Annotated in this window: 23 protein-coding genes; 14 read left to right on the top strand and 9 right to left on the bottom strand. The window is 65.4% G+C overall.

All coding sequences use genetic code 11. The features are described 5' to 3' along the window. Window positions 1-15: 15 nt before the first annotated feature. Window positions 16-1,299 (bottom strand): phosphopyruvate hydratase, encoded by a 1,284-nt coding sequence (gene eno / locus LQG66_RS06535; RefSeq protein ID WP_231324578.1) that lies wholly within the window; start codon window positions 1,297-1,299, stop codon window positions 16-18. Window positions 1,300-1,490: 191 nt separating this feature from the next. On the opposite strand from eno, the gene queF reads away from it, so the two are divergent. Further along, window positions 1,491-1,967 (top strand): preQ(1) synthase, encoded by a 477-nt coding sequence (gene queF / locus LQG66_RS06540; RefSeq protein ID WP_231324580.1) that lies wholly within the window; start codon window positions 1,491-1,493, stop codon window positions 1,965-1,967. A 363-nt stretch (window positions 1,968-2,330) separates the two neighbouring features. Continuing rightward, window positions 2,331-2,744: a hypothetical protein gene (locus tag LQG66_RS06545; RefSeq protein ID WP_231324582.1), complete on the top strand. Its 414-nt coding sequence runs from the start codon at window positions 2,331-2,333 to the stop codon at window positions 2,742-2,744. A 196-nt stretch (window positions 2,745-2,940) separates the two neighbouring features. Here LQG66_RS06545 and LQG66_RS06550 read toward each other — a convergent pair whose 3' ends face one another. The 4 genes from LQG66_RS06550 to LQG66_RS06565 form a co-directional block, all read right to left on the bottom strand. After that, window positions 2,941-3,546 (bottom strand): hypothetical protein, encoded by a 606-nt coding sequence (locus tag LQG66_RS06550; RefSeq protein ID WP_231324584.1) that lies wholly within the window; start codon window positions 3,544-3,546, stop codon window positions 2,941-2,943. 854 nt (window positions 3,547-4,400) lie between these two features. Beyond that, the gene (locus LQG66_RS06555; RefSeq protein WP_231324586.1) at window positions 4,401-5,630 is read right to left on the bottom strand and encodes an MFS transporter; all 1,230 of its coding nucleotides are present in this window, start codon (window positions 5,628-5,630) and stop codon (window positions 4,401-4,403) included. Then, window positions 5,630-6,496: a 3-deoxy-8-phosphooctulonate synthase gene (gene kdsA, locus LQG66_RS06560; RefSeq protein WP_231324589.1), complete on the bottom strand. Its 867-nt coding sequence runs from the start codon at window positions 6,494-6,496 to the stop codon at window positions 5,630-5,632. The genes LQG66_RS06555 and kdsA overlap by 1 nt, the downstream gene beginning before the upstream one ends. A gap of 117 nt (window positions 6,497-6,613) precedes the next feature. Next, a complete protein-coding gene (locus LQG66_RS06565) occupies window positions 6,614-6,940 on the bottom strand; it encodes an NIPSNAP family protein (RefSeq protein WP_231324591.1) in 327 nt (108 codons plus the stop codon). A gap of 227 nt (window positions 6,941-7,167) precedes the next feature. On the opposite strand from LQG66_RS06565, the gene LQG66_RS06570 reads away from it, so the two are divergent. The 3 genes from LQG66_RS06570 (at window position 7,168) to LQG66_RS06580 (ending at window position 9,986) form a co-directional block, all read left to right on the top strand. Further along, entirely contained in the window at window positions 7,168-7,842 is a 675-nt protein-coding gene (locus LQG66_RS06570; RefSeq protein WP_231327709.1) for a response regulator, read from the top strand. Beyond that, window positions 7,839-9,218 (top strand): sensor histidine kinase, encoded by a 1,380-nt coding sequence (locus LQG66_RS06575; protein WP_231324593.1) that lies wholly within the window; start codon window positions 7,839-7,841, stop codon window positions 9,216-9,218. Before LQG66_RS06570 ends, LQG66_RS06575 begins: the two co-directional genes overlap by 4 nt. A gap of 99 nt (window positions 9,219-9,317) precedes the next feature. Further along, window positions 9,318-9,986 carry a class I SAM-dependent methyltransferase gene (locus LQG66_RS06580; protein WP_231324609.1) on the top strand — a complete coding sequence of 223 codons (669 nt, stop codon included), beginning with the start codon at window positions 9,318-9,320 and terminating at the stop codon, window positions 9,984-9,986. Window positions 9,987-10,023: 37 nt separating this feature from the next. Here the strand turns inward: LQG66_RS06580 and pyrG are convergent, their stop codons facing one another. Both pyrG and secG read right to left on the bottom strand, forming a co-directional pair. Next, entirely contained in the window at window positions 10,024-11,655 is a 1,632-nt protein-coding gene (gene pyrG, locus LQG66_RS06585; protein ID WP_231324611.1) for a CTP synthase, read from the bottom strand. A 167-nt stretch (window positions 11,656-11,822) separates the two neighbouring features. Further along, window positions 11,823-12,206, bottom strand: a complete 384-nt coding sequence (secG, locus tag LQG66_RS06590) for a preprotein translocase subunit SecG (protein WP_231324613.1) — start codon at window positions 12,204-12,206, stop codon at window positions 11,823-11,825. 213 nt (window positions 12,207-12,419) lie between these two features. Between secG and LQG66_RS06595 the strand changes: the two genes are divergently transcribed. Further along, window positions 12,420-12,986: a helix-turn-helix domain-containing protein gene (locus LQG66_RS06595; RefSeq protein WP_231324616.1), complete on the top strand. Its 567-nt coding sequence runs from the start codon at window positions 12,420-12,422 to the stop codon at window positions 12,984-12,986. 2 nt (window positions 12,987-12,988) lie between these two features. Next, window positions 12,989-13,516, top strand: coding sequence for a GNAT family N-acetyltransferase (locus tag LQG66_RS06600; RefSeq protein WP_231324618.1), 528 nt, complete (start codon window positions 12,989-12,991; stop codon window positions 13,514-13,516). Window positions 13,517-13,552: 36 nt separating this feature from the next. Here the strand turns inward: LQG66_RS06600 and tpiA are convergent, their stop codons facing one another. Further along, window positions 13,553-14,308, bottom strand: coding sequence for a triose-phosphate isomerase (gene tpiA, locus LQG66_RS06605; RefSeq protein WP_231324620.1), 756 nt, complete (start codon window positions 14,306-14,308; stop codon window positions 13,553-13,555). Window positions 14,309-14,530: 222 nt separating this feature from the next. Here tpiA and LQG66_RS06610 point away from each other — a divergent pair, with 222 nt between their 5' ends. The 5 genes from LQG66_RS06610 to LQG66_RS06630 all read left to right on the top strand — a co-directional run bounded on the left by LQG66_RS06610 (window position 14,531) and on the right by LQG66_RS06630 (window position 21,684). Next, window positions 14,531-16,441 carry a peptidylprolyl isomerase gene (locus LQG66_RS06610; RefSeq protein ID WP_231327710.1) on the top strand — a complete coding sequence of 637 codons (1,911 nt, stop codon included), beginning with the start codon at window positions 14,531-14,533 and terminating at the stop codon, window positions 16,439-16,441. A 22-nt stretch (window positions 16,442-16,463) separates the two neighbouring features. Continuing rightward, window positions 16,464-17,477, top strand: coding sequence for an anthranilate phosphoribosyltransferase (gene trpD, locus LQG66_RS06615; RefSeq protein WP_231324622.1), 1,014 nt, complete (start codon window positions 16,464-16,466; stop codon window positions 17,475-17,477). 15 nt (window positions 17,478-17,492) lie between these two features. Next, entirely contained in the window at window positions 17,493-18,308 is an 816-nt protein-coding gene (trpC, locus tag LQG66_RS06620) for an indole-3-glycerol phosphate synthase TrpC (RefSeq protein ID WP_231324624.1), read from the top strand. A gap of 2 nt (window positions 18,309-18,310) precedes the next feature. After that, window positions 18,311-18,805: a cyclic pyranopterin monophosphate synthase MoaC gene (gene moaC / locus LQG66_RS06625; protein WP_231324626.1), complete on the top strand. Its 495-nt coding sequence runs from the start codon at window positions 18,311-18,313 to the stop codon at window positions 18,803-18,805. A 152-nt stretch (window positions 18,806-18,957) separates the two neighbouring features. Continuing rightward, window positions 18,958-21,684 (top strand): bifunctional diguanylate cyclase/phosphodiesterase, encoded by a 2,727-nt coding sequence (locus LQG66_RS06630; protein ID WP_231327711.1) that lies wholly within the window; start codon window positions 18,958-18,960, stop codon window positions 21,682-21,684. A 281-nt stretch (window positions 21,685-21,965) separates the two neighbouring features. On the opposite strand, the gene LQG66_RS06635 is transcribed toward LQG66_RS06630, so the two are convergent. Continuing rightward, window positions 21,966-23,300: a S41 family peptidase gene (locus tag LQG66_RS06635; protein WP_231324628.1), complete on the bottom strand. Its 1,335-nt coding sequence runs from the start codon at window positions 23,298-23,300 to the stop codon at window positions 21,966-21,968. Window positions 23,301-23,719: 419 nt separating this feature from the next. On the opposite strand from LQG66_RS06635, the gene LQG66_RS06640 reads away from it, so the two are divergent. Both LQG66_RS06640 and LQG66_RS06645 read left to right on the top strand, forming a co-directional pair. Next, window positions 23,720-24,856 carry an alpha-hydroxy acid oxidase gene (locus LQG66_RS06640; protein ID WP_231324630.1) on the top strand — a complete coding sequence of 379 codons (1,137 nt, stop codon included), beginning with the start codon at window positions 23,720-23,722 and terminating at the stop codon, window positions 24,854-24,856. A gap of 45 nt (window positions 24,857-24,901) precedes the next feature. Further along, window positions 24,902-25,531 (top strand): HAD-IA family hydrolase, encoded by a 630-nt coding sequence (locus tag LQG66_RS06645; RefSeq protein WP_231324633.1) that lies wholly within the window; start codon window positions 24,902-24,904, stop codon window positions 25,529-25,531. The last annotated feature ends 412 nt before the right edge of the window (window positions 25,532-25,943 follow it).

The raw sequence follows: 25,943 nt of genomic DNA on the forward strand, positions 1-25,943 counted from the left end.
ACGTATGGCGCGCGATCAGGCCAGCGCCTTCAGCGCCGCCCTGCCCGCATATTTGGCCTGCGCGTCGAGCTCCTGCTCGATGCGCAGCAGCTGATTGTACTTGGCGGTGCGGTCGGCGCGCGCCAGCGAGCCGGTCTTGATCTGCCCGCAATTGGTGGCGACCGCGAGATCGGCGATCGTCGAATCCTCGGTCTCGCCGGAGCGGTGCGACATCACGGCGGTGTAGCCGGCCTTGTAGGCCATCTCGACGGCGGCCAGCGTCTCCGTCAGCGTGCCGATCTGGTTGACCTTGATGAGGATGGAATTGGCGCGGCCGTTCCTGATGCCGTCGGCCAGACGATCGACGTTGGTGACGAACAGATCGTCACCGACGAGCTGGCACTTGTGGCCGATCAGGTCGGTCAGCTCCTTCCAGCCGTCCATGTCGTCCTCGGACATGCCGTCCTCGATCGAGCAGATCGGATAGCGGGCGGCGAGGTCGGCGAGATACTTGGCCTGCTCGGAGCGCGAGCGGGACTTGTTCTCGCCCTCGTAGACGTACTTGCCGTCCTTGAAGAACTCGGTCGCGGCGCAGTCGAGCGCCAGCATGACGTCCTCGCCGGCAGTGTAGCCGGCCTTGCCGATCGCGCTCATGACGAAGTCGAGCGCGGCATCCGCCGACGGCAGGTTCGGCGCGAAGCCGCCCTCGTCGCCGACATTGGTGTTGTGCCCGGCCTTCTTCAGCTCGGCCTTCAAGGTGTGGAAGATCTCCGAGCCGCAGCGCAGCGCTTCGGCGAAGCTCGGCGCGCCCACCGGCATGATCATGAATTCCTGGAAGTCGATCGGGTTGTCGGCATGGACGCCGCCGTTGACGATGTTCATCATCGGCACCGGCAAGGTGCGCGCCGAGGTGCCGCCGACATAGCGATAAAGCGGCATGTCGTAGGAGATCGCCGCCGCCTTGGCGCAGGCGAGCGAGACGCCGAGGATGGCATTGGCGCCGATCCGGCTCTTGTTCTCGGTGCCGTCGAGCTCGATCAGGATCTGGTCGATCTGGACCTGGTCCTGCACCGACATGTCGCTCAAGGCTTCATAGATCTCGTCGTTGATGGCCTCGACCGCCTTCAGCACGCCCTTGCCGAGATAGCGGTGCTTGTCGCCGTCGCGCAGCTCGACCGCCTCGTGGGCGCCGGTGGAGGCGCCCGACGGCACGGCGGCGCGGCCGACCGAGCCGTCCTCCAGCACGACGTCGACCTCGACCGTGGGGTTGCCGCGGCTGTCCAGGATTTCGCGGCCGATGATGTCGACGATGGCGGTCATGAGGTCCTCTCGCAGGCTTTTCTGGGTGAGCGTTGTTGCGCTGCTTCTACCGCAAGCCCGCGGGGGCGAAAAGGCCAAGTCGCGCTGAAATGAAGTCGCGCTGAAATCAAGTCGCGGCGAGATCACGAAGCGGATGACGCCGGCCTCCCGATTGGCTAAGACGGCGCCTCCCGGCATCCGTGACGTGACACATGGCGAAAAGACCCACCAAATCCGAGACATCAGCGGGGCTTCAACTTGGCCGTGAGGTGCCTCAGCCCGACAGTCCGGATACGGCGAAGCTCGACCGCGTGCCCAATCCGCAGAAGGACACGGATTATCTGGCCCGCTTCACGGTGCCGGAGTTCACCTCGCTATGCCCGGTGACGGGCCAGCCGGACTTCGCCCATCTCGTCATCGACTATGCGCCCGGCCCGTGGCTGGTGGAATCCAAGTCACTCAAGCTCTACCTGGCCAGCTTCCGCAACCATGGCGCGTTCCACGAGGACTGCACCGTCGCCATCGGCAAACGCCTGGCGGCCGAGATCAAGCCCAAATGGCTGCGCATCGGCGGCTACTGGTATCCCCGCGGCGGCATCCCGATCGACGTGTTCTGGCAGACGGGCAAGCTGCCGAAGGGCCTGTGGGTGCCGGACCAGGGTGTGGCGCCGTATCGCGGGCGGGGGTGAGGCGGCCGATTGCTCGCCCACCTGCGTCACAACCACCGTCATTCCGGGGCAAGGCCGCAGGCCTTGAACCCGGAATCTCGAGATTGTTTTGCGTCCGGTCCTTCAAAGGCGAGAACGATACGGTGACAGTGCACACGATTTCGACCCGAGCGATGCGACGCCCGGCGACAGGTTGAGTGCACTGTCACCGTGATCCCCGAAGACCAAGGTCGGAGCAGGAGTTCACCCTGTGGATGGAAGCGGCATTGCGCCTGGGCGGCAGGTCGAGTTACCGCATATCAAGTGGTGGGATTGGTCAGGGGGGCAAGGGAGCCGGTGCCGAAGGGCACGTCTACTTCGATTCTGTCAACGGGGGCTTCTAGCATGGACTTCAGTCATCTGGGGCCGTTGGTGCCCGATACGGAAGCGAAGCAAATACGTGCACGTCTTCTGGCGCGCCTTGAGGGCTATTTCTTTTCGGACCGCTCGGATGCAATTCCGATCGCTTGCAGAATTGAGCCAACGGAGCGTGCTGATGAACTTCAAGAAAGTTGGTTCTCTGGAGTTCAAGCTGTGATCGTCTATATGGAGAACTACGAAACCATGATTCGTACCACCGCGCCGGCCGTGCTTCAGTTTCTGAAAGCTCGGGAGCCTTGGCAAGATTTTGACGTCTGCATCTTCGATGACGGGATAAGCTGGTGTGTCGCCTTGACTCACAACGATGAGGCGAAGCGGGTGAGACTGGTGGATTACGGTGACAGTACTGGACTGCCCCCCTCAACTGAGACACGATAATCTCGGGAATACGGTGACAGTACACACAAATTCGACCCGAGCGATGGGACGCCCGGCGACAGGCTGAGTGCACTGTCACCGTAATCCGTGTCACCGTAATCCGACCGGAGCGATGGGAGGCCCGGTGGCAGGTCAAGTGGCACTGCCACGTAACGCCTAGGCCATTTCCTGTTTCCGACAGATTAAAACAAGCCGATCATTTCAAAGGCGACCCGGCTCGCTCCAGATCGGACTCAGTAATCACTCGCTGCCACTCGTTATACTTTGCGGGGCTGATGGGAACGCCGATCAGATGATAGCCCGATGAATCTTCGTACATCGCAACAAAATACTCCTGCGCGAGCTGATACGGTGTTCTGGGACCTCGAGCATAGGTGACATCACCTCCGAAGGTCACGTTTATGCGCTCCAACTCCGGTCGCTTGCCGCGGATCACGTCAAGCACTTGCAACCAGGCTGACCAGCGCTCGTGGGGAACGTTACGCGGGGGCTGCCCAGATTGGTTTTCCCCGATGAGATATGCAGGCCGGTTCAACACCCGCACTCTGGCCAACACGACGTGATCGTCTGCCAGAGCCTTGGGTTTCCGTATCTCTTGAGGCACGTCGTCCGAGAAGTAGGTGAGCAAGCCATCGGCTGTCGCCTTCGAGATCGTCGCGGCCCCAATCAGGACAACACAGACCAAACAGCTCACGAGCGACCTAATCAGGCTCGACCTCGATCCACTCGAAGACTCTGATGCCGCGGCGAATTCGCATACGAGCCGTTGTCGCATCGTGGTCGTCCGGATGTCTTTCATCATCTCACACTCCCGCCGGGGGAGATCTTAATGCGTCACGAGCCCACTGCCCATCCCCGTGAGGCCCCTAGGTGCCACCGGCATCCGACTGAGTGCGAATTTGGCGAGCAACTGAGGCATGTCCAGAGGGTGCTGCAGCCCAAATTTTTTCTTTCTTTTTTTCAGAATATGTGCTTTGATGCGTCCGTCCCGTCTCGATCAGAGGGGCGCTTCGCGGTCGTCACGGACGTTGAGGCGGGATGCGGTGGGTGTGTCGGGTCGCAGCGTGATCATTCATGCGGACGAACGAGCCTGATGCGCCGGCGAAATCGTATGGTCCTGGCCTCCCGACGCTGAGGCCACGCTGGCGGTGATGATCCGCCGGTCACGGGGGCAAGACAGCCCGGTCCCCGGGGAGAGTACGTATAAGCCGCCCAACCATCGCGCGGGGAATGCCGGGATGTCTCGGCTGAACCTGTGGTACCTGCCGCCTGCATTTTTTTCGCAGGCGGGCCATGGGGGCGGCCAGCTCCCGGCATTCCCCGTGCCCTCTGCCTTGAAGAGGGCGGCCCATAAGCAAGACTCGGACGCAACATGCGCCGCGAGAAGGTGAACTCATGTCTCACAGCCGTCATTGCTAGGAGCCCACCGGGTCTCGCCTCCGGCGAGCCCGATGACAGGCTCCGGCGACGAAGCAATCCAGAGTCGCGCACACGATTCTGGATTGCTTCGCTTCGCTCGCAATGACGTCAGAGCAAAGCTCGGACGCACATGCGCCGCGAGACGGCGGCATCGCATCCGCCGGCAACGAAAGTGCCAATCCCGACATGTGTCAGCCGCGCAGCTTCAGCACCGACTTCGAAAGCGGATTTCCCGGCTCAGCTTCGAGAGGGCTGCGACGTCGTTGCCGCATCCGCCGGCGGGCGCTGCCGCAGCAGCGCGGCGCAGGCGAAGCCGAGTGCGACCATGAGCGCGGCAGCGATGATCAGCGTCGGCTGCTTGCCGCCATGGACCAGGCCGAAGCCATAGGCGATCGGGCCGACCGTCTGGCCCATGAAGAAGAAGAACGAGTGCAGCGACATCGCGGTCGCGCGGGCCTCGATCGACAGCTCGCTGGCGAACACCTGCAGGCAGCCGTGGATCATGTAGAAGCCCCAGCCCATCAGCAGCATGCAGCCGATCTGCAGCTTCCAGCCGGGACCGAAGGCGAGCGCGGCGAGCTGCAGGCCGACCAGGCTCGCGCCTGTGATCATCATGCCCTTGACGCCGAGCCGCGGCAGGAAGTTCGACACCGTGAAGGTGTAGAACAGGCCGCCGACCGCGAAGCCCGCGATCACGATGCCGGCGATCGACAGCGAGGTCTCGCCGAGATCGAACAGGAACGAGGCGATGAACGGAAACAGCCCGAACACGCAGCAGCCTTCGACGAACACGGCCGAGAAGCAGAAGCGCGAATTCGGGTTGGTGAAGATGGTGCGGTAGCCCTTCCTCAGCGCGGCGAGATCGGTGGTCGGCACGTGCGTCACGCTGGCGCCGCGGAAGCCGGCAGCGACCGCGAAGGAGGCGATCAGGCCGAGCGCGCCGAGGATGGCGAGCACGCCGCGCCAGCCGACGAGATCACCGATGATGCCCGATGCCGTGGCGCCGAGCAGATTGCCGGCCATCGAGCCTGCCAAGGTGCGGCCGATCGCGACCTGGCGCTTGTCGGGCGCGACGAGGTCGCTGGTCAGCCCGAGTGCCACCGGAAACACGCCGCCCGAGGCGATGCCGGCGAGAATGCGCGAGGCGAACAGCAGCGGAAACGAGGTGGCGAGCGCGCCGAGGATGCTGGCGACACCGAGCAGCGCCAGGCACAGCGTCATCAGCCGCGCCTTGCCGAACAGATCGGCGGCGGCGCCGATTGCGGGCTGGATCAGCGCATAGATCAGCGCGTAGCCCGCGGCGATTCCGGCCGCGGTCGTGATGCTGATCGCAAAATCCTCGGCGACGTGCGGCAGCACCGGATCGAGCGCGCGCGTCGACAGCGCCGCCGAGAAGCCGGCCAGCGCGATGATGTTGACGGCGGGAGGAAAGCGCTGCTGCGACGGCTTGGCCACGGTCTGGTGCATCAGCGCGCGGCGTCCGCGGCCGTCTGCGCCTTGGCCAGCCGGTCGAAGCCCATCAGCGTGCGCAACAGACCCTCGAACTCGGCCAGCGGCACCATGTTCGGCCCATCGGACGGCGCATGGTCGGGATCGGGATGGGTCTCGATGAAGACGCCGGCGACGCCGACCGCGACAGCCGCGCGCGCCAGCACCGGCACGAACTCACGCTCGCCGCCCGACGAGGTGCCCTTGCCGCCCGGCTGCTGCACCGAATGAGTGGCATCGAAGACGACAGGCGCGCCGGTGGTGCGCGCCATGATCGGCAGCGCCCGCATGTCCGAGACCAGCGTGTTGTAACCGAACGAGACGCCGCGCTCGGTGACCAGCACGTTGCGATTGCCGGAGCTTGTGATCTTGGCGACCACATTGGCCATGTCCCACGGCGCCAGGAACTGGCCCTTCTTCACATTCACCACCTTGCCGGTCGCGGCGGCTGCGAGCAGCAGATCGGTCTGCCGGCACAGGAAGGCCGGGATCTGCAGCACGTCGACGGCCTGCGCGACCTCGGCGCATTGGCTGGCGTCATGAACGTCGGTCAGCACGGGCAGACCGAGCGAGGACCGGATCTCGGCGAAGATCGGCAGCGACTGCGCAAGCCCGAGGCCGCGCGCAGCCGACCCGCTGCTGCGGTTGGCCTTGTCGAACGAGGTCTTGTAGACGAGGCCGATGTTCAGGCGCGTCGCGATCTCCTTCAGCGCCGAGGCCACCTCGAGCGCGTGGGCGCGGCTCTCGAGCTGACACGGCCCCGCAATGACTGCGAGCGGCAGCTGATTGCCGAAGCTGACGGAGCCCAGCGTGACGACCGGCGCGGCAGAGATCGAAGCGTTCACGACATCATCCTCATGAGAGCGCGCGACCATGGCCCAGCGCCGGTTGCCGGATCAACCGGCGTTTGCCTGCGAATAGCAGGGTTGCGGGGATCGGTCATCCCCGCCCCTGCCCGGGCTCTATTTCAGCGCCGAGAACGCCGTCGGCACCAGGAACTGGCTGGTGATGTTGGCAACGATCTGGCCGTCCTCCTCGCTCTTGGCGCGTGCGGCGATCCAGTCGGGATCGGACATGAACTTGGCCCACTTCGTCTCGCGCTCGGCGAGCGATTCCCAGGCGATGAAATAGGTCAGGTCCTGGTTGGATTCGCCGATCAGGGTCGTGAAGAAGCCCACCGGGCGGATGCCGTGCTTCTCCCACAGCTTCAGCGTCGTCGTTTCGAAGCGCTTCAGCAGCGCCGGCAGCCGGCCCGGAATGCAGCGATAGATGCGGCTCTCGTAGATCATTGGCGGTCCTCCCGGTTGTTGTGCGGCGGTTATAGCGAGCGGGTCTCGGGATGTCTTGAGGGGGTGACGACATGGCACCCTTGTTCCCCACGGCCGGACCATTCCCGCAATGTTGCTGCAATGTTAATGGGCCTAGAACTCCGTTTCCGAACGCATGCCCGACGCGGCATCGGACTCGAACTCAACGACACGAGGGCCGGCCGTTCCAGGACCTGGATATCGAGGACATGCGGATCTTGCTGGTGGAAGACGAGGCCGAAATGGCGACGGCGCTGTCACAGGCGCTGAAGGGCTATGACATGGTGGTCGACCATGTGCCGAGCCTTGCCGAGGCCGAGGAGGCGATCTGCGCCGATGTCCACGGCGCGGTCCTGCTCGACCGCCAGCTTCCCGACGGCGACGGTCTGACGCTGATCCCGAAACTGCGCGCCAAAGCCGATGGCGTCCCGATCATCGTGCTGACGGCCCGCGGCGATCTTGTCGACCGCATCGCCGGCCTCGACGGCGGCGCCGACGACTACCTGGCAAAGCCGTTTGCGATTGCGGAGCTGATGGCGCGGCTGCGCGCCGTGTTGCGTCGCCCCGCCGGCCTGCAGCTCGATATCATCAAGGCCGGCCGCGTCGCGTTCGATTGCGGCCATCGCGAGGCCAGCGTCGACGGCCGCCCGCTCGAGCTGCCGCGGCGCGAGCTGTTGGTGCTGGAGACGCTGCTGCGGCGGATGGGCCGCACCGTGCTGCGCGCGACGCTGGAGGAAGCGGTCTACAATTTCGACGACGAGATCCAATCGAACGCGCTGGATGCGCATGTCTCGCGGCTGCGGCGCAAACTCGCCGACGCCGATGGCGGCGTCGAGATCCACAGCATCCGCGGCGTCGGCTACCTGTTGAAGCAGACGCCATGAGCGAGACGGCCGATCACTATTGCCTGCGCTCGAAATTGACCTGGCGGCTGGTGATGCTGCAGGCTGCGCTGCTGATCGCCACGATGGCACTTGTGCTGGGTGGGCTGTGGGGAAGTGGTCTGCCCGTCCTCGACCGCGACGAAGACCGCGTGATGGACGTCGTGCAGGGGTCGCTCGGGCGTGACGGCAGCGGCAGACTAGTGCTGCGCCCGACCGCGGAGCTGAAGCAACTGCGCGACGAAACGTCCGACCTCTGGTTCTTCGTACGGGACCGGCAGGGCGACACGCTTTCCGAAGGCAAGGTGCCGGACGAGTTCACGAAGATCGGCGGCGCGCTCGACCATATCAGCCAGGCGCGGCTCGGCTGGCAGATGTTCGAGGACGATCCGCGCAAATCCCCTGCGCGCATGAAGCGCGTCAACACCGATGTCGGCAACGTCCAGATCATCACCGCAGCACAGGGGCGCTTGTCCGGCGCCAAGGCGCTGTTTGCGGCATCCCTGACCTTCCTCGCCGTCACCGCACCCGGCCTGTTGCTGATGGCCGCCGCGACCTTCGTGGCGACGCCGATGGTGATCAAGCGCGCCTTCGCCGGCATCGACACCACGGCAGAGCAAGCGCGCCGGATCGATTTCCGCCGGCACGGCAGCCGGCTGTCCGCAAACCACCTGCCGCTGGAAGTGGCGCCGCTGGTGGCCGCCGTCAACGATGCCCTGAAGCGGCTCGATGACGGCTACTCCCGTCACCAGCGCTTCGTGGCCGATGCTGCGCACGAGTTGCGCACGCCGATCGCGATCCTCAACACGCGGCTGGAATCGCTGCCCGCAGGCCCCGACAAGATCCGGCTGCTCGAAGACTCGGCGCGGCTGGCGACGCTGGCCGAGCAACTGCTCGATATTCAGCGCTTCGACCAGTGCCGCAATCCGTTCGTCCGCGTCGATCTCGTCGCCGTGGCGCGCAGTGTCGCGGCGGATCTTGCGCCGCTTGCGATCGCTGCCGGCTATGAGCTGTCGCTCGATACGGCGTCCCAACACACCGAAACGCTCGGCGACCGCGCCGCGCTCGAGCGCGCGCTGACCAATCTGGTGCAGAACGCCATCCAGCACGGCGGCCGGCGCGGCCCCATCACCATTCATGTCGGCTCCGCCGCGACGATCGACGTCACCGACGAAGGCGACGGCGTTCCGCCCAGCGAACGTAACAGGATCTTCGATCCGTTCTACCGCCTGACGTCGCTCGATCGCGGCGCCGGCCTTGGCCTCAACATGGTGCGCGAGATCGCAAGGCTGCACGGCGGCCACGTGTCGGTGCTCGACGGGCCGAAGGGCGGCGCCTGCTTCCGCCTGACGCTGCCGCCGGCCCCCTTCGTGCAGTGACGCGCACACGCGCAATGTTGTCGCAACGCAACCCCCGCAAAGAAGAGAGCACGCTTCGCAATCGAGCCGAGGCGCGATGACACCTTGCTGGGAATGCCAATGTCACACGACTTCCTCTCCTTCTTCACGGCGTGGATGGCGGCGCCGCGCCGTGTCGGCGCCATCGCGCCCTCGGGCACAGCGCTCGCCGAGCTGATCACGCGGGATATCACCGCCAACACCGGCCCGATCCTCGAGCTGGGTCCGGGCACGGGCGCGTTCACCTACCAGCTGCTGAAGCGCGGCGTGCGCCAGCAGGATCTGACCTTGATCGAGTACGGCTCCGATTTCATGCGGCTGCTGCAGCTTCGCTTTCCCGGCGCGCGCGTGCTGTGGATGGATGCGGCGCGTTTGGGCTCTGAGCAGCTCTACCAGGGCTCCCCAGTCGGCGCCGTGATCAGCGGACTGCCGCTGCTCAACATGTCGCCGCGCAAGATCATCTCGATCGTCGGCGGCGCTTTCAGCTATCTGCGCCCGGGCGGCACGTTCTATCAATTCACCTACGGGATGCGCTGCCCGGTGCCGCGGCCGATCCTCGACCGGCTCGGCCTGCGCGCCACGTTGGTCGATCGCGCGCTTCTCAATGTGCCGCCGGCCGCGGTCTACCGGCTGACGCGACGGCCACAATACAGGCTGTTGATGCGCGACGCCGCGCCGGCGGCCGATGCAGGCGTCTCCTCGGTCGCGAAGGAGCACGACGCCTGCGAGGACTGCGCCACGCCCGCCTGAGCCGCCGCGGTCAGCGCCATCGGTGCCGTGAGCCGGCTCAAACCAGCCGGCTCTGCACCATCGCGGCCTGAATGAACGACGCGAACAGCGGATGCGGCTCGAACGGCCGCGACTTCAGCTCGGGGTGAAACTGCACGCCGATGAACCAGGGATGGTCTTCGTATTCCACGATCTCCGGCAGCACGCCGTCTGGCGACAGGCCGGAGAATTTCAGGCCATGCTGCTCGAGCCGGTCCTTGTAGGCGGTGTTGACCTCGTAGCGGTGGCGGTGACGCTCGGAGATCTCGGTCGCGCCGCCATAGACGTCGGAGACGCGGCTGCCGCGCTTGAGCGCCGCAGGATAGGCGCCGAGCCGCATCGTGCCGCCGAGATCACCGCTCTTGGACCGCTTCTCCAGTTCGTTGCCGCGCAGCCACTCGGTCATCAGACCGACCAACGGCTCGGGCGTCGGACCGAACTCGGTCGAGTTCGCTCCGGAGATGCCGACCAGATTGCGCGCCGCTTCGATCACGGCCATCTGCATGCCGAAGCAGATGCCGAAATACGGCACGTCGCGCTCCCTGGCGAACTGCGCCGCGCGGATCTTGCCCTCGGCGCCGCGCTGGCCGAAGCCGCCGGGCACCAGGATGCCGTTGACGTGCTCGAGGAACGGCGCGGGGTCCTCGTTCTCGAACACCTCGCTCTCGATCCAGTCGAGCTTGACGCGCACCTTGTTGGCGATGCCGCCATGCGACAGCGCCTCGATCAGCGACTTGTAGGCATCCTTCATGCCGGTGTACTTGCCGACGATCGCGATCGTGACATCGCCTTCCGGATTGCGGACACGCTCGTTGATCGTGTGCCAGCTCGCCAGCGCCGGCGGCACCCGAGGCTCGATGCCGAATGAAGCCAGCACCTCGTCGTCCAGGCCGGCGGCATGATAGGCCTCCGGCACGGCATAGATGTTGTCGACGTCGCGCGCCTCGATCACGGCGCTCTCGCGCACGTTGCAGAACAGGCCGAGCTTGCGCCGTTCTTCCTTCGGAATCGCGCGGTCAGTGCGGCACAGCAGGATGTCCGGCTGGATGCCGATCGAGCGCAGCTCCTTCACCGAATGCTGCGTCGGCTTCGTCTTCAACTCGCCGGCACTCGGAATGTAGGGCAGCAAGGTCAGGTGAATGTAGATCGCATGATCGCGCGGCAGCTCGTTCTTGAGCTGGCGGATCGCCTCGAAGAACGGCAGGCCCTCGATGTCGCCGACGGTGCCGCCGATCTCGACCAGGACGAAGTCGTACTCATCGTTGCCCGACAGCACGAAATCCTTGATGGCATTGGTGACGTGGGGCACGACCTGGATGGTCGCGCCCAGATAGTCACCGCGGCGTTCCTTGGTCAGGATGTCCTGATAGATGCGCCCTGTGGTGATGTTGTCGGCCTTGGTCGCCGGCCGGCCCGTGAAGCGTTCGTAATGGCCTAGATCGAGATCGGTCTCGGCACCGTCATCGGTCACGAACACTTCGCCGTGCTGATACGGCGACATCGTGCCGGGATCGAGGTTGAGATAGGGGTCGAGCTTGCGAAGCCGGACCTTGTAGCCGCGGGCCTGCAGCAGCGCGCCTAACGCGGCTGAAGCCAGACCCTTTCCGAGCGAGGAAACCACGCCGCCGGTGATGAAGATGTACCGCGCCATGGGACCCTACCTTTAATGCCGCGCGCTCGATTCGCCAAAACGAATCGCTTGCAGCCCGCAACGCTGTCGCGGGCCTGTGGGTTACGTCAAAACATGAATAGTCTCAGTTGCTTGAGACCGCCTCATGATGCAGGGCGCCAATTGCGTTCCTGCATGGCTTCCCCGCGTTATTGCGACTGTGGGGCCTGCGGCGCGGCCGGGGCCGCGGGCGCCTGCTGCTCATCGGCCTTCTTGAGCTGATCGAGGACGCCACCGCCGGTCGGCGCCACCGGGGTCGCTCCGCCCGACTGAGTCTGGCCGGGCATGTTGCCCAGGATCGAGGTCGGCTTGCGGTCGTAGCCGGCCAGCCAGGTCAGCGCCAGGCTGGTGATGAAGAAGCCGACCGCCAGCAGCGCCGTGGTCCGGGTCAGCAGGTTGGCCGTGCCGCGGCTGGACATGAAGCCGGCGCCGCCGCCCATGCCGAGGCCTCCGCCTTCGGACTTCTGCAACAGCACCGCGCCGATCAGGACGGTGACGATCATGAGGTGAATGACGATCAAGACAGTCTGCATGGTGACCTTCCGTCACAAGCTCGCACAGGCCCCGACCGCACGGCCGGGATCGCGAGAGCTTCGCGGGCTATTCGGAAATTTGCGCGGTGTTACACGATCGGACCGGGCAACGCCACCCCCGCAGATAATCGCAAGCACGCTCCACACAAGCAGCCGATTTCACCCTGGACATGCTCGCTTGCTGGATCGAGCAATTTCCAGTATTATAGACAAATGGATCAAATTGTGGACGATTTCAGCCAGCGTCTCGCGCGTCGGCTGATCCTGGAACGGGACAGCCGGGGCTGGTCGCTGGCCGACCTCGCCGAGCGGTCCGGCGTCTCGAAGGCAACCATCAGCAAGATCGAGCGGGCCGAGGTCAGCCCCACCGCGGTCATCCTGGTCAAGCTGGCGAGCGCCTTCGATCTCACCTTGGCAGGCCTGATGCTGCGCGCGGAGGCACAGTCCGAGCGCCTGTCCAGGGCCAGCGATCAGCCGATCTGGCGCGATCCGGACACTGGTTACATCAGGCGGCAGGTCTTCCTGCGGCCAGATCATCCGATCGAGCTGGTGACCGTCGAGATGCCCGCCAGGCGCAGCGTAACGCTTCCGACTTCGTCCTACGTCCACATCCGCCAGCTCGTCTGGGTCCAGAGCGGCCGCCTGACCATTACGGAGGGGGCCGAGCGCCACCTGCTCGGCCCGGGCGACTGCCTCGGTTTCGGCCCCCCGATCGACACCACCTTCGCCAATGAGACGGACGCGCCCTGCGTCTACGTCGTCGCCCTCGCCCGGAGTTGAGAATGGCCCCGATTCGAATTGCGGCCCTGGCAGATTCGCCCCCGATCCGGGCCGCGCTGAGCGCGATGCTGATCGAGACGGTGGCCCATGGCGGCTCGGTCAGCTTCATGCATCCGCTCACGGAGCAGGATGCGGACGCGTTCTGGCAGGATTCGCTCGCGGCCGCCGAACGCGGCGAGCGGATCGTGCTCGGCGCCCATGACGGCCAGGACCTGGTCGCCACAGTGACGCTGCAGCTCAAGCTGCCGCCGAACCAGCCGCATCGCGCCGAGATCGCGAAAATGATGACGCGGGTCAGCCATCGCAACCGCGGGATCGCAACCGCCCTGTTGCACGCGGCCGAGAGCATGGCCCGCGAGCACCGGCGCATGATGCTGGTGCTCGATACCGCCGTCGATGGAGGAGCCTCACAGCTCTATGAGGGCTTGGGCTTCCAGCTTACCGGAATCATTCCGGACTATGCCTTGAAGCCGCATGGCGGCCTCACCGGGACAAAGATCTATTGGAAACGCCTTGGGGAAACGATCTGACACCAGCGCATTCGCGCTGATTCCTCAGATTGCCTCTCAACAGCCTTTCGCAATCGCGAGAAAGTCCGACGCCTTCAGGCTGGCGCCGCCGACCAGCGCGCCGTTCACATTCGCGACCGCCATCAGCTCGGCGGCATTCGAGGGCTTCACCGAGCCGCCATAGAGGATGCGCATCCGGCTGCCCTCCTGGTTGAAGCGTTCGATCAGCAATTCGCGGATAAACCTATGAATCTGCTCGACATCCTGGGTGGTCGGCGTCAACCCGGTGCCGATCGCCCAGACCGGCTCATAGGCGACGACGAGATTGTCGGCCCGCGAGCTCTGCGGCAGGCTCAAGTTCAGCTGACCACGCAGGATATCCAGTGTCTGGCCGGCATCGCGCTGATGCTGGGTTTCGCCGACGCAGACAATCGCGACCAGTCCGGCGCGCCACACCGCCTCGACCTTCTGATGCACCACGACGTCGCTCTCACCATGATCGGCGCGCCGCTCGGAATGGCCGACAATGATGGCAGTCGCCCCGGCATCGGCCAGCATCTCCGCTGCGATGTCACCGGTATGGGCACCCGAAGCCTTGGCATGACAATCCTGAGCCCCGACGGCGATCGCCTTCGTGCCGCGCGCCGTCTCGGCAAAGGCCGCCAACAGCGTAGCCGGCGGACACACCAGCAGATCGGCCTTCCCCGCCACCTCGGCGGCTCCCGCCAGCATCGCTTCGAACTCGGCGGCCGACGCCTTCAGGCCGTTCATTTTCCAGTTGCCGGCAATCAGGGGCCGGATGCGGTCGGTCATGGCAGGATTCCAGCAAACGTTGTGACGGACATCGGCTAGCAGAGCGTTCCAAGGAGTACCAGAGCGCGAACGGTCTTCCCACCGCTTCAATCCGCCTCAGTGCCGAGGTTGCGACGGGGCGGCTGCCTCTTTATAAGCCGTTTCAACTCGGTGACGCCCTTTCGCGGAATCTGCTTTAAGGCGCGTCCTCTTCATCCTTTTTCCTGCAGACAGATTGGACCCATGCTTCGAGGATTACGCAAGGCCTCATCAAACTGGCTCGGCAAGACCATCATGGCGGTGGTCATGGGCGTCTTGATCGTCAGTTTCGGCGTCTGGGGCATCGCCGACATCTTCCGGGGCTTCGGGCAGTCGACGGCTGCAACCGTGGGGCGCACCGAGATCTCGATCAACGAGTTCCGCCAGATCTACACCGACCGGCTGCAGCAGATCGGCCGCCAGCTCGGCCGTCCCCTGACGACGGACCAAGCCCGGATGTTCGGGCTCGATCGCTCCGTGCTGCAGCAGACGATTGCGGAAGCCGCCCTCGACGAGCAGGCCCGCCGTCTCGGTCTTGGCCAATCCGATGCCGAGACCATGCGGGTGATCCTCAGCGATCCCAACTTCAAGGGCCCGAACGGCGCGTTCGATGCGCAGCGCTTCCAGGCCATCATCCGCAATTTCGGCTTCACCGAGCAGCGCTATCTGGCTGATCAGCGCCGGGTGTCGCTGCGCCGGCAGATCACCGGTACGATCTCGGCCGGGCTGGAACCGTCCAACGCGATGCTCGATGTGCTGAGCCGCTTCCAGAACGAGCAGCGGTCGATCGACTACATCAAGCTCGACGCGGCGCAGGCCGGTACGATCGACGCCCCGGCGCCCGAGGTTCTCGCGTCCTATTTCGATGAGCACAAAGCCCAGTTCAAGGCGCCGGAGTATCGCAAGATCTCCTTCGTCCTGGTGACGCCCGAGGAAATCGGCAAGTGGACGACTGTGTCGGACGAAGACGCCAGGAAGCTGTTCGACCAGCGCAAGGCTCAGATGGGGACGCCGGAGAAGCGCCAGGTCCAGCAGATGACCTTCCCGAGCCTGGAAGAGGCACAGGCGGCACGCGGACGGATTGCAACGGGCGAAGTGACGTTCGACGAGTTGGCCAAGGAACGCAACCTCAACCCGGCTGATCTCGATCTCGGACTGGTGACGAAATCGGCCATTCTCGACCCGGCCGTTGCCGATGCCGCTTTCTCCCTGCCGACCGGCGAGGTCAGCCAGCCGATCAAGGGTGCGTTCAACGTGGCGCTGGTGAAGGTCAGTGCGATCCAGCCCGGCCAGCAGCCGGCTTACGAGAGCGTTGCTGCCGACATCAAGAAGGAGATCGCGGCTGAGCGCGCCCGTTCCGAGGTGGCGACGTTGCGCGATAAGATGGAAGACGAGCGTGGCGGCGGTGCCAGTGTGGCCGAGGCCGCCAAGAAGCTCAGCCTCAATGCCGTGACGCTCGAGGCGGTCGACCGTTCGGGGCGCCAGATGAATGGCCAGCCTGTGCCGAACATCCCGCTCGGTCTAGACGTGGTCGCGCAGGCCTTCAACAGCGATGTCGGTGTCGACAACGAGCCGATCTCGTTCCGTGGCGGTTACGTCTGGTTCGAAGTCCTTGGCACAACCCCGCCGCGTGACCGTACGCTCGACGAGGTCAAGGACCAAGTCGCGGCCCGTTGGCGCGACGACGAGGTCGCGGCCAAACTGCGCACGAAGTCCACCGAGCTCGTCAAGAAGCTGAACGACGGCGGCAAGCTCGCCGATGAAGCGGCGTCGCTCGGCCTCAAGGTCGAGACCGCCAGCACGTTCAAGCGCGACGCCTCGCTGCCCGGCGTCCCCGCCGGGGCGATCACGGCTGCGTTCCGCACCGCCAAGGATGGGGTCGGCCAGACCGAAGCAGATGGTGGCCGGCAATGGATCGTGTTCCGGGTGACCGACATCGTCGAGCCGAAGGTCGACCTGGCGTCCGAAGACATCAAGAAGCTGAAGGACACGCTGCAACGCGCGCTGGCCGACGAGCAAGGCACGGCCTATGTCATGAAGCTCGAGAAGGATATCGGAACGTCGATCAACGAAGCCGCGGTGGCCCAGGTGGTCGGCGGCGGCAGCAATCAATGACGGATCGCCAAGGGCACGCGTGATGAACGATCTGAAGTCGATCATTGGCAAGGTGGCGACGGGAGCGCCGCTGTCCCGTGAGGAGGCCGCGTCCGCTTTCGACAGCATGATGTCGGGCGAGGCCACGCCGTCGCAGATGGGCGCGCTGCTGATGGCGCTGCGCGTGCGCGGTGAGACGGTGGAGGAGATCACCGGCGCCGTCAGCGTGATGCGAGCCAAGATGCTACGGGTCGATGCGCCGGCAACCGCAGTCGACATCGTCGGCACCGGCGGTGACGGCTCGGGCTCGGTGAACGTCTCGACCTGCGCCTCCTTCATCGTGGCCGGCGCCGGCGTACCGGTTGCGAAGCACGGCAATCGCGCGCTGTCATCGCGATCGGGCGCGGCCGACGTGCTCGCGGCGCTCGGCGTCAGGATCGATCTGAAGCCGGATCAGGTCGGGCAATGCGTGCGCGAGGCCGGCATCGGCTTCATGTTCGCGCCCGCCCACCATCCGGCCATGAAGAACGTCGGCCCGACCCGCGTCGAACTCGCCACCCGCACCATCTTCAACCTGCTGGGACCGTTGTCCAATCCGGCCGGTGTCAAGCGGCAGATGGTCGGCGTGTTTTCGCGGCAGTGGGTCGAGCCCTTGGCACAGGTGTTGAAGAATCTCGGCTCCGAAGCAGCCTGGGTCGTTCACGGCTCCGACGGGCTCGACGAGATCACCCTGACCGGGCCGACCTTCGTGGCTGCGCTCGAGAACGGCCGTATCAGCACCTTCGAGGTCTCGCCTGAGGAAGCCGGGCTCGGCCTGTGTGGCAGTGACGGGCTCAAGGGCGGCGACGCCGAGGCCAATGCCGTGGCGCTGCAGAGCGTACTCGACGGCCTGCCGAGCCCGTATCGCGACGTGGCCCTGCTCAACGCCGCCGCGGCCCTCGTCGTCGCAGGCCGCGCCAGGACGCTCAAGGACGGCGTCGCGATCGGCCGCGACTCGCTCGACAGCGGCGCCGCCGCGGCGCGGCTGAAGCAGCTGATCGCCGTCTCCAACAGCTGATTAGCGGAGGGCGCCATGTCCGACATCCTGGCCAAGATCGAAGCCTATAAGCGCGACGAGATCGCGGCCGCCAAGCGTGCGTGCCCATTGTCGGACCTCGAAGCGCGCGCCCGCGAGGCCTCGCCGCCGCGCGGCTTCGTTGCCGCGCTCCGCCGCAGACATGCGAGCGGCGACTACGCGCTGATCGCGGAGGTGAAGAAGGCGTCGCCGTCGAAGGGCCTGATCCGCGCCGATTTCGACCCGCCGCAACTGGCGAAGGCCTATGAAGCCGGCGGGGCCGCCTGTCTTTCCGTGCTGACCGATACGCCCTCGTTCCAGGGGCATCTGGAGTTCATGGTGGCGGCACGGGCCGCGACCGCCCTCCCCGTGCTGCGCAAGGATTTCATGTTCGAGACCTATCAGGTGGTCGAGGCGCGCGCGCACGGCGCCGACTGCATTCTCATCATCATGGCGGCGCTCGATGACGCGGCTGCGGAAGACATCGAGGCAGCTGCGCTCGCCCAGGGCATGGACGTGCTGATCGAGATCCACGACCGCGCCGAGCTTGACCGCGCGCTGAAGCTGCGCTCGCCGATGATCGGCATCAACAATCGTAACCTGCGCACCTTCGAGACAACGCTGGCGACCTCCGAAGCTCTGGCGCCGCTGGTGCCGAAGGATCGCCTCCTGGTCGGCGAGAGCGGCATCTTCACGCCAGCCGATCTCGCGCGTCTGGCCCGGGTCGGGATCCACACCTTCCTCGTCGGAGAGAGCCTGATGCGGCAGGCCGATGTGACGGCAGCGACGCGCGTCCTGCTCGCACGCGACGCCTCTGCGAAACTTGCCGGTTGATCATGACCGACAAATCGCCCGGCACGCCCTCCCTGACCCACATCGATGCCCGCGGCGAAGCCCGCATGGTCGACGTGTCGGACAAGGCGGCGACGGAGCGGACCGCCACGGCCGAGGGCCGTGTCGTGATGAGCCCGGCGACCCTCGAACTTATCCTCTCCGGCAACGCCAAGAAGGGCGACGTGCTCGGCACGGCCCGCATCGCCGGCATCATGGCGGCGAAGCGGACGTCGGAGCTCATTCCCTTGTGCCACCCGCTGGCGCTCTCCAAGGTCACCGTCGACATCACGCCTGATGCCACCCTGCCCGGCTGCGTCGTGAGCGCGACCGTCAAGGTCACCGGGCCGACCGGCGTGGAGATGGAAGCGCTCACGGCCGTGTCCGTCGCCTGCCTGACCATCTACGACATGATCAAGGCGGCCGAGCGCGGCGTGCGCATCGAAGGCATTCACCTGACCGAGAAGATCGGCGGCAAGTCCGGCCATTATCGCGCCTGAAGGCATCTGGATGCCGAATACAACTTCAAATTAATCGTTCGCTAACTCAACTTCCTAACCTCACTTCCACGGCGACCCTATAGCCATGGTTGTGGGAGGGACGTGAGAGACGATCCGTCCCGAAGCGCCAGATGCAAGCGTATTCAGGACCGATGACGACAAACGCCAGTCCAGGGAGTACCATCACAGCAACGACCGACCACGGCAGTCCGATCCGCTGGCTGGTCGGTGGCGGCCTCACGCTGATCTTTGCCATTGCGATTGGCGCAACGATCATGGCCGACAGCTTCCGCCAGCGCGCGCTCGACAGTGCGACACGGGAGCTGGAAAATACCGTTCTCCTGTTGGCGCGCCATTTCGACCAGCAGATGGAAGACCTCAGCGCAATCCAGCGCGATCTCGCCAACCACGTCCGGCAAAGCCAGATCAACACGAGCGCGCGCTTTCGGGAGCAAATGGCAACCGCGACCGTCAACGCGATGCTGAAGGGCAAGCTGAGCGCTCTGACCTACGTCGGCGGGGTAAGCATTTTCGATTCCGACGGCAACCTCATCAATTCCGCCTCGTCATGGCCGGTGCCGCCCGTCAACGTGGCGGACCGCTCCTACTTCAAACGATTGAAGACTGATCCGACATCGCCCCAGATGCTGATCGAACCGGTCGTAAGCCGGGTCACCGGTACGCTCGTTGCCGTCATCGCCTTGAAGCTGACCGGTGCCAATGGCGAGTTCCTCGGCGTCATCAACCGAAGTCTCGAACCTGTCAACGTCGAGCGGTTCTTTGCATCCGTCGCTCTCGGCCCCGATGCCGCAATTTCCATGATGCATCGCGACGGCACCCTGTTGGCGCGTTATCCACGCCATCAGGGCATGATCGGCCAGAACTATCAGGGTGCGCCGATCTTCCGGCAGATCCTGGCCGGCGACGGCAACACGACCGGCATCTTCAGCAGCCCCGTGGATGGCGAGCACCGCATCGGAGCGTCGCATCGTCTGACGAGCTATCCGCTCATCGTGACCGCGACGACGACGGTATCGGCGGCACTCGCCGATTGGCGCGAGCAGATGCGCTTCCTGATCGGCGTCGGCATCGGATCGGTCGTGCTGATTGCCGCGATGCTCTATGTCGTCGTACGCAGGCTGCTGAGCGATCACGAGGCGTCGAATCTGCGTCTGACGCTGGAGAAGGAGCGGCTCGACAAGGCCGTCAACAACATGACCCAGGGTCTTCTGATGTTCGACGCATCGGAGCGCCTGGTCATCGGAAATCAGCGCTACGTCGACATGTACGGTCTCTCCGCCGACGTCGTGAAGCCAGGCTGCACCTTCCGGGAACTGATCGCTCACCGCAAGGCCTCGGGCTCGCTTACCGGCAACGATCGTGAATATGCCGAGGCGGTCCTGCGCGACATCGGCCGCAAGACATCCCAGATCATCGAGACGCCGGACGGCCGCTCGATCCAGATCGTCAACGAGCCGATCGCGGGCGGCGGCTGGCTCGCCACCCACGAGGACATCACCGAGCGCCGGCGCTCCGAGCAGCAGATCACCCATCTGGCGCACTACGATGCACTGACGGACCTGCCGAACCGGACCCTGTTCCATGAGCGGCTGAAGCAGGAGCTGGCGGGCGTCTCCCATGGCCAGCGGCTTGCGCTGCACTACATCGACATCGACGAGTTCAAGGGCGTCAACGATTCGCTCGGCCACCTGATCGGCGACGAGCTCCTGAAATCCGTGGCCACCAGCCTGAGCGCCTGCGTCGGTGCTGCCGGCTTCGTCGCGCGCCTCGGCGGTGACGAATTCGCGGTCGTCCAGACCGCCGTCCGGAACCATGAGGACGTCGAGCAGCTGATCGAGGACATCCTCGCCGCGATCCGCGCCCCGCGCGACTGCCTCGGTCATCAGCTCACGGCCGACGCATCGATCGGGGTTGCGCTGATCCCGGAGCACGGCACCGATCTCGACCAGATCATGAAGAACGCCGATCTGGCGATGTACGCCGCGAAGGCCGCGGGACGCCGGACCTGGCGCTTTTTCGAGCCGGAGATGGATGCCCAGGTCAAGGCCCGCCATCAGCTCGAGGTGGATCTGCGCCAGGCGATCACCGACAATCAGCTCGAGGTCTACTACCAGCCCTGCGTCAGCCTGCAGGACGACCGCATCGTCGGCTGCGAGGCGCTGGTGCGGTGGAAACATCCCACGCGCGGCAACGTCTCGCCGGCCGAGTTCATTCCGATCGCCGAGGACACCGGTCTCATCAACGAGCTCGGCGATCAGGTTCTCCACGCCGCCTGCTCCGAGGCGGCGACATGGCCGGACGACATCCGCCTCGCCGTCAACGTGTCGCCGGTGCAGTTCAAGAGCGGCACGCTCGCGCTCAAGGTCGCCAATGCACTCGCCACCTCAGGCCTGTCGGCGCGCCGGCTGGAGCTGGAGATCACCGAGGCCGTGCTGATCCGCGACGACGATGCGCTCGACACCCTGCACCAGCTGCGCGCGCTCGGCGTCAGCATCGCGCTCGACGATTTCGGCACCGGCTATTCGAGCCTGAGCTATCTGCAACGCATTCCGTTCGACAAGATCAAGATCGACCGCTGCTTCGTCAAGGACATCACGGAATCCGAAGGCTCCGCCAGCATCGTCCAGGCCGTCGTCAACATCGCCGCGATCCGCAAGATGTCCACGACCGCCGAGGGCGTCGAGACCGAGGCGCAGCGCCAGGTCCTCAAGCGGCTCGGCTGCTCGGAGATGCAGGGCTATCTGTTCAGCCCTCCCAAGCCGGCCGCCGAGGTCAGGAAGCTGTTCGCCGCCCATCGCGCCGAGGGCCGCAGCAGCGAGGCCGCATCCGGCCGGCCCCCGCGGTCCGACGCGGCCTGACGGCCGCGCAGCCTCCGGTCGGCTCCCGGAACGTTAAACACCGTTGCAATTTGATGCGTTTCCGCAAGCCAATTTCAAACCGTATCTTCCGATCGTACCGTTCGCCGCTTGAAGTCCACCTCAGCCGCATGATCTACCAGCAACAGACGGACACACTCCATGTCCGCCTGTACACGCTGGTCGAGAACCACGACGGGACGGCTTCCAGGCCGCCCCGTCGGGTTTCAGCGTGCCGGGTTTCAGCGTGACGGCGTCGCCGCCGCCACTCAGCGCCGCGGAATTCAGTTCGGCACCGCCGCCTTGGCACGAACGTCGGCATTCACGGTGACGCCGCGCAGGACATTGAAGGCCGCGTGCAGCGCCTTGTCATCCTTCTCATCCGGCGGAACGTAGGATTGCGAGCCGGTCTGCTCGGAGCCTTCGGCCGCCGACAGATGGCCGCGCATCCCCGCTTCGCCCTTGATGTCGGTGCGATCCTTCAGCTCGTCGGGCACGTCCTGCTTGACCTCGACGTCAGGCGCGATGCCCTGGGCCTGGATCGAGCGGCCCGAGGGCGTGTAGTAGCGCGCCGTGGTCAGCGCCAGCGCGCCATTGCCGGCGCCGAGCGGGATGATCGTCTGCACCGACCCCTTGCCGAACGAACGGGTGCCGATCAGCGTCGCGCGCTTGTGGTCATGCAGCGCGCCCGCCACGATCTCGGAGGCCGACGCCGAGCCGCCATTGATCAGAACCACGAGCGGCTTGCCCTTGATGAGATCGCCGCCGCGGGCGGTGAAACGCTGCGTCTCGTCCGGATTGCGGCCACGGGTGGAGACGACCTCGCCACGCTGCAGGAACGTGCTGGAGACGGAGACCGCCTGGTCGAGCAGGCCGCCGGGGTTGTTGCGCAGGTCGACCACGTAGCCGGCGAGCTTCTCCTGCGGGATGTCCTTGGAGATGCCGGCGATGGCCTTGCGCAGGCTCTCGGTGGTCTGCTCGTTGAACGAGGTGATCCGGATATAACCGATGTCGCCGCCCTCGGTGTGATAGCGCACCGGCCGCACCCGGATGATCTCGCGCGTCAGCGTGAGGTCGAGCGGCGCCTCCTTGCCCTTGCGAAGGATGGTGAGCTTGGTCTTGGTGTCGACCCCGCCCTTCATCCTGGCGACGGCCTGCTCGAGCGTCAGGCCCTGCACGGCGTCGCCATCGATCTTGGCGATGAGATCGCCCGAGAGAATGCCGGCCTTCGAGGCGGGGGTGTCGTCGATCGGCGCGACCACCTTGACGAGGCCCTCCTCCATGGTGACCTCGATTCCCAGTCCGCCGAATTCGCCGGACGTGGTCTCCTGCATGTCGCGCCAGGACTTGTCGTTCATGTAGCGGGAATGCGGATCGAGCGACGACACCATGCCATTGATGGCGCCTTCGATCAGCGCGGGATCATTGGGCTTCTCGACGTAGTCGGCACGGACGCGCTCGAACACCGCGCCAAACAGGTTGAGCTGCGAATAGGTGTCGGCCATGCCGGCCGCCGCCTTGGCCCGGGCAACGAGTTGCCCGCCATCGGACCCGTTGACCAGCAGAGTGAGACCAACGCCGGTCGCCGTGCCCGCCAAGAACAGCCAGTTTTTCCGCATTGCATTTTTCCCGAGCTTGTTTGGTGGCCGACCGATCACACGTTCCGAACGCGCCGGCGGCGTGATTGGACCACGAACTCACACCACATTTCCGGTTTCTTCAAGGCCGATATTCAACCCGGCATGCCCGGGTCCAGTCCCACCCGGGCGGCGCAGCGTTATCAGCCGAAATGGACGTTCACGGACCGAAGTCAAGATCGGGACTGCGCCTCCGCCGCACCTGGTTGCAATTATCCGGTCTTTCACGGTCACCCGGTAATCACAACTCAAGGAGCGGTGTCCGGCGGTGCGAATCAACATGCCGGGCCTGCGGACCGGGGCAGCCTCCGGCCGCCTGCGGGCACTTCGGAATGGCTTGCGCACGGCCAGCCCGATGGGCGATGTTGGCCACAAATGATAACGGAGGCTGGGAGGCAGGCATGAATCAACAGACCCCGATCGAGGCCGGGTGGCGGAATATGGAGCTCGGCGCCAGCGACGAGAAGTTCCAGAACCTGCACGAATTCATCCGCAAGGCGCGCGCCCAGCTCAACCAGAACGCCTGGGACTACATCATCGGCGGCGCCGAGACCGAGACCACCTTGCGCCGGAACCGGATGGCGCTCGACGAGATCGCGTTCCGTCCGCGCGTGCTGCGCGACGTCTCCAGGGTCGACGCCTCGGTCGAGACGTTCGGGCGCAGGCTGCGCCTGCCGGTCGTGCTGGCGCCGGTCGGCGCGCTCGAGATCTTCGATTCCGACGGCGCCGCCAGCGTCGCCCGCGGAGCCGGCCGCTTCGGGGCCGCGCACATGCTGAGCTCGGTGTCGGAACCGGGCCTGGAGAAGACCGCCGAAGCCGCGCCCGATGCGCTGCGCATCTTCCAGCTCTATGTGCGCGGCGACGACGCCTTCGTCGAGGACTATGTCAGCCGCGCCGTCGCCAACAACTATACAGCGTTCTGCCTCACCGTCGACACCGCCCATTACAGCCGGCGTGAGCGCGACATCGCCAAGCGCTATGTACGCGAGAGCCGGCTGCGCGCGACCGGCGGCGACCACCAGAAGGCGCTGAGCTGGCACACCGTCGAGCTCATCAAGACCAAGTTCAAGCTGCCGCTGATCATCAAGGGCATCGCGACCGCCGAAGACGCGGAGATCGCGGTCGATCACGGCGTCGACTGGATCTACGTGTCCAACCATGGCGGCCGCCAACTCGACCACGGCCGCGGCGCGATGCACGTGCTGCCCGAGATCGTCAAGGCCGTGAAGGGCCGCGCCAGGATCATGGTCGACGGCGGCTTCTGCCGCGGCACCGACATCGTCAAGGCGATGGCCTCCGGGGCCGACCTGGTCGGGATCGGCCGGCTGCAATGCTGGGCGCTGGCTGCCGCCGGCGAGGACGGCATCCTGCGCATGCTGGAGCTCCTGGAGGACGAGGTCACCCGCACGCTCGGCCTGCTCGGCGTCACCTCCTTCGCCGAGCTGAATGCGTCCTATCTGCATCCGGCGGCCGCGACCGTCATGCCGAGCGTGGTCAGCGCGTTTCCGCTGGTGGACATCGAGCCCTATCGCTATTGAAAGGTCGTTTTCGCGGTTCAAGACCAGAGGACGACGCTCCGTCACATGCTTCCGCCCGACCTCCGCCCCGGCATGGCCGATGCGCTGCTGTTCGATCTCGGCCGCGTCGTCATCGACATCGATTTCGTCAAGGTCGCGTCGCGCTGGGCCGCGCACGCCGGCGGCACGACGGACGATATCGCCGCGCGCTTCGTGCGAGACGAGATCTATCATCAGCACGAGCGCGGCGCCGTCTCCGACGCCGCGTTCTTCGCCAACCTGCGCACCCAACTCGGCATCGATATCACCGACGCGCAGTTTCTCGACGGCTGGAACGCGATCTTCGTCGGCCCGATGCCGGGCATCGCCCCGTTGCTCGCCCGCGCGGCTGACAAACTGCCGCTCTACGCGTTCTCCAACACCAACCAGCCGCACATCGATCACTTCTCGCCGCGCTATGCCGATCTGCTCGGTCACTTCCGCGAGATTTTCCTGTCGTCGTCGATCGGGCTGCGCAAGCCCGATGCCGAGGCCTACGCTCACGTCGTCCAGGCGATCGGCGTGCCGGCGGAGCGCATCGTGTTCTTCGACGATCTCGCCGAGAACGTCGACGGCGCGCGCGCCTGCGGGTTGAAGGCGGTCCTGGTGCGCTCGACGGATGACGTCGCTGCGGCGCTGGAGGCGCTGGACGTCTGATCGCGTCTCAAAAGGACGCGTCATGGCTGACAGACTCGGATCATTACTGGTCGGGGACGGGACCCGTCCACAAGCTCCGCATTGTCCCTGCGCAACAATCCAGAATCCCTCCGCGATACGATTCTGGATTGCTTCGTCGCCTTCGGCTCCTCGCAATGACGGTTGCGCGACATCGTGCTCCGCCAATCGCAAAGGACAAGAGTTGCCAGATGAGCATCTTTCTCGTGTGACTCTGGACTGCTTCGCGGCGCTCGCAATGGCGACGCCCAATCATGCAAAATTGTTCTCGCGGCTCGATCTGCCCGAGTTGTGCTGATCTCGTTCACCCTCCTCCAGTCGGAGGGCGCAGGGAATGCCGGGTGAAGGCCTCACCCATGGCCCGCCTGCAACAAGAAAGCAGGCGGCAGTCACC

Source organism: Bradyrhizobium ontarionense (assembly GCF_021088345.1).
Lineage (GTDB): Bacteria > Pseudomonadota > Alphaproteobacteria > Rhizobiales > Xanthobacteraceae > Bradyrhizobium > Bradyrhizobium ontarionense.

Bases quoted from the DNA above. Each gene is read 5' to 3' on its own strand.
- eno (WP_231324578.1), bottom strand. From the start codon at position 1,299: ATGACCGCCATCGTCGACATCATCGGCCGCGAAATCCTGGACAGCCGC.
- queF (WP_231324580.1), top strand. From the start codon at position 1,491: ATGGCGAAAAGACCCACCAAATCCGAGACATCAGCGGGGCTTCAACTT.
- LQG66_RS06545 (WP_231324582.1), top strand. From the start codon at position 2,331: ATGGACTTCAGTCATCTGGGGCCGTTGGTGCCCGATACGGAAGCGAAG.
- LQG66_RS06550 (WP_231324584.1), bottom strand. From the start codon at position 3,546: ATGATGAAAGACATCCGGACGACCACGATGCGACAACGGCTCGTATGC.
- LQG66_RS06555 (WP_231324586.1), bottom strand. From the start codon at position 5,630: ATGCACCAGACCGTGGCCAAGCCGTCGCAGCAGCGCTTTCCTCCCGCC.
- LQG66_RS06565 (WP_231324591.1), bottom strand. From the start codon at position 6,940: ATGATCTACGAGAGCCGCATCTATCGCTGCATTCCGGGCCGGCTGCCG.
- LQG66_RS06570 (WP_231327709.1), top strand. From the start codon at position 7,168: ATGCGGATCTTGCTGGTGGAAGACGAGGCCGAAATGGCGACGGCGCTG.
- LQG66_RS06575 (WP_231324593.1), top strand. From the start codon at position 7,839: ATGAGCGAGACGGCCGATCACTATTGCCTGCGCTCGAAATTGACCTGG.
- LQG66_RS06580 (WP_231324609.1), top strand. From the start codon at position 9,318: ATGTCACACGACTTCCTCTCCTTCTTCACGGCGTGGATGGCGGCGCCG.
- pyrG (WP_231324611.1), bottom strand. From the start codon at position 11,655: ATGGCGCGGTACATCTTCATCACCGGCGGCGTGGTTTCCTCGCTCGGA.
- secG (WP_231324613.1), bottom strand. From the start codon at position 12,206: ATGCAGACTGTCTTGATCGTCATTCACCTCATGATCGTCACCGTCCTG.
- LQG66_RS06595 (WP_231324616.1), top strand. From the start codon at position 12,420: ATGGATCAAATTGTGGACGATTTCAGCCAGCGTCTCGCGCGTCGGCTG.
- LQG66_RS06600 (WP_231324618.1), top strand. From the start codon at position 12,989: ATGGCCCCGATTCGAATTGCGGCCCTGGCAGATTCGCCCCCGATCCGG.
- tpiA (WP_231324620.1), bottom strand. From the start codon at position 14,308: ATGACCGACCGCATCCGGCCCCTGATTGCCGGCAACTGGAAAATGAAC.
- LQG66_RS06610 (WP_231327710.1), top strand. From the start codon at position 14,531: ATGCTTCGAGGATTACGCAAGGCCTCATCAAACTGGCTCGGCAAGACC.
- trpD (WP_231324622.1), top strand. From the start codon at position 16,464: ATGAACGATCTGAAGTCGATCATTGGCAAGGTGGCGACGGGAGCGCCG.
- trpC (WP_231324624.1), top strand. From the start codon at position 17,493: ATGTCCGACATCCTGGCCAAGATCGAAGCCTATAAGCGCGACGAGATC.
- moaC (WP_231324626.1), top strand. From the start codon at position 18,311: ATGACCGACAAATCGCCCGGCACGCCCTCCCTGACCCACATCGATGCC.
- LQG66_RS06630 (WP_231327711.1), top strand. From the start codon at position 18,958: ATGACGACAAACGCCAGTCCAGGGAGTACCATCACAGCAACGACCGAC.
- LQG66_RS06635 (WP_231324628.1), bottom strand. From the start codon at position 23,300: ATGCGGAAAAACTGGCTGTTCTTGGCGGGCACGGCGACCGGCGTTGGT.
- LQG66_RS06640 (WP_231324630.1), top strand. From the start codon at position 23,720: ATGAATCAACAGACCCCGATCGAGGCCGGGTGGCGGAATATGGAGCTC.
- LQG66_RS06645 (WP_231324633.1), top strand. From the start codon at position 24,902: ATGCTTCCGCCCGACCTCCGCCCCGGCATGGCCGATGCGCTGCTGTTC.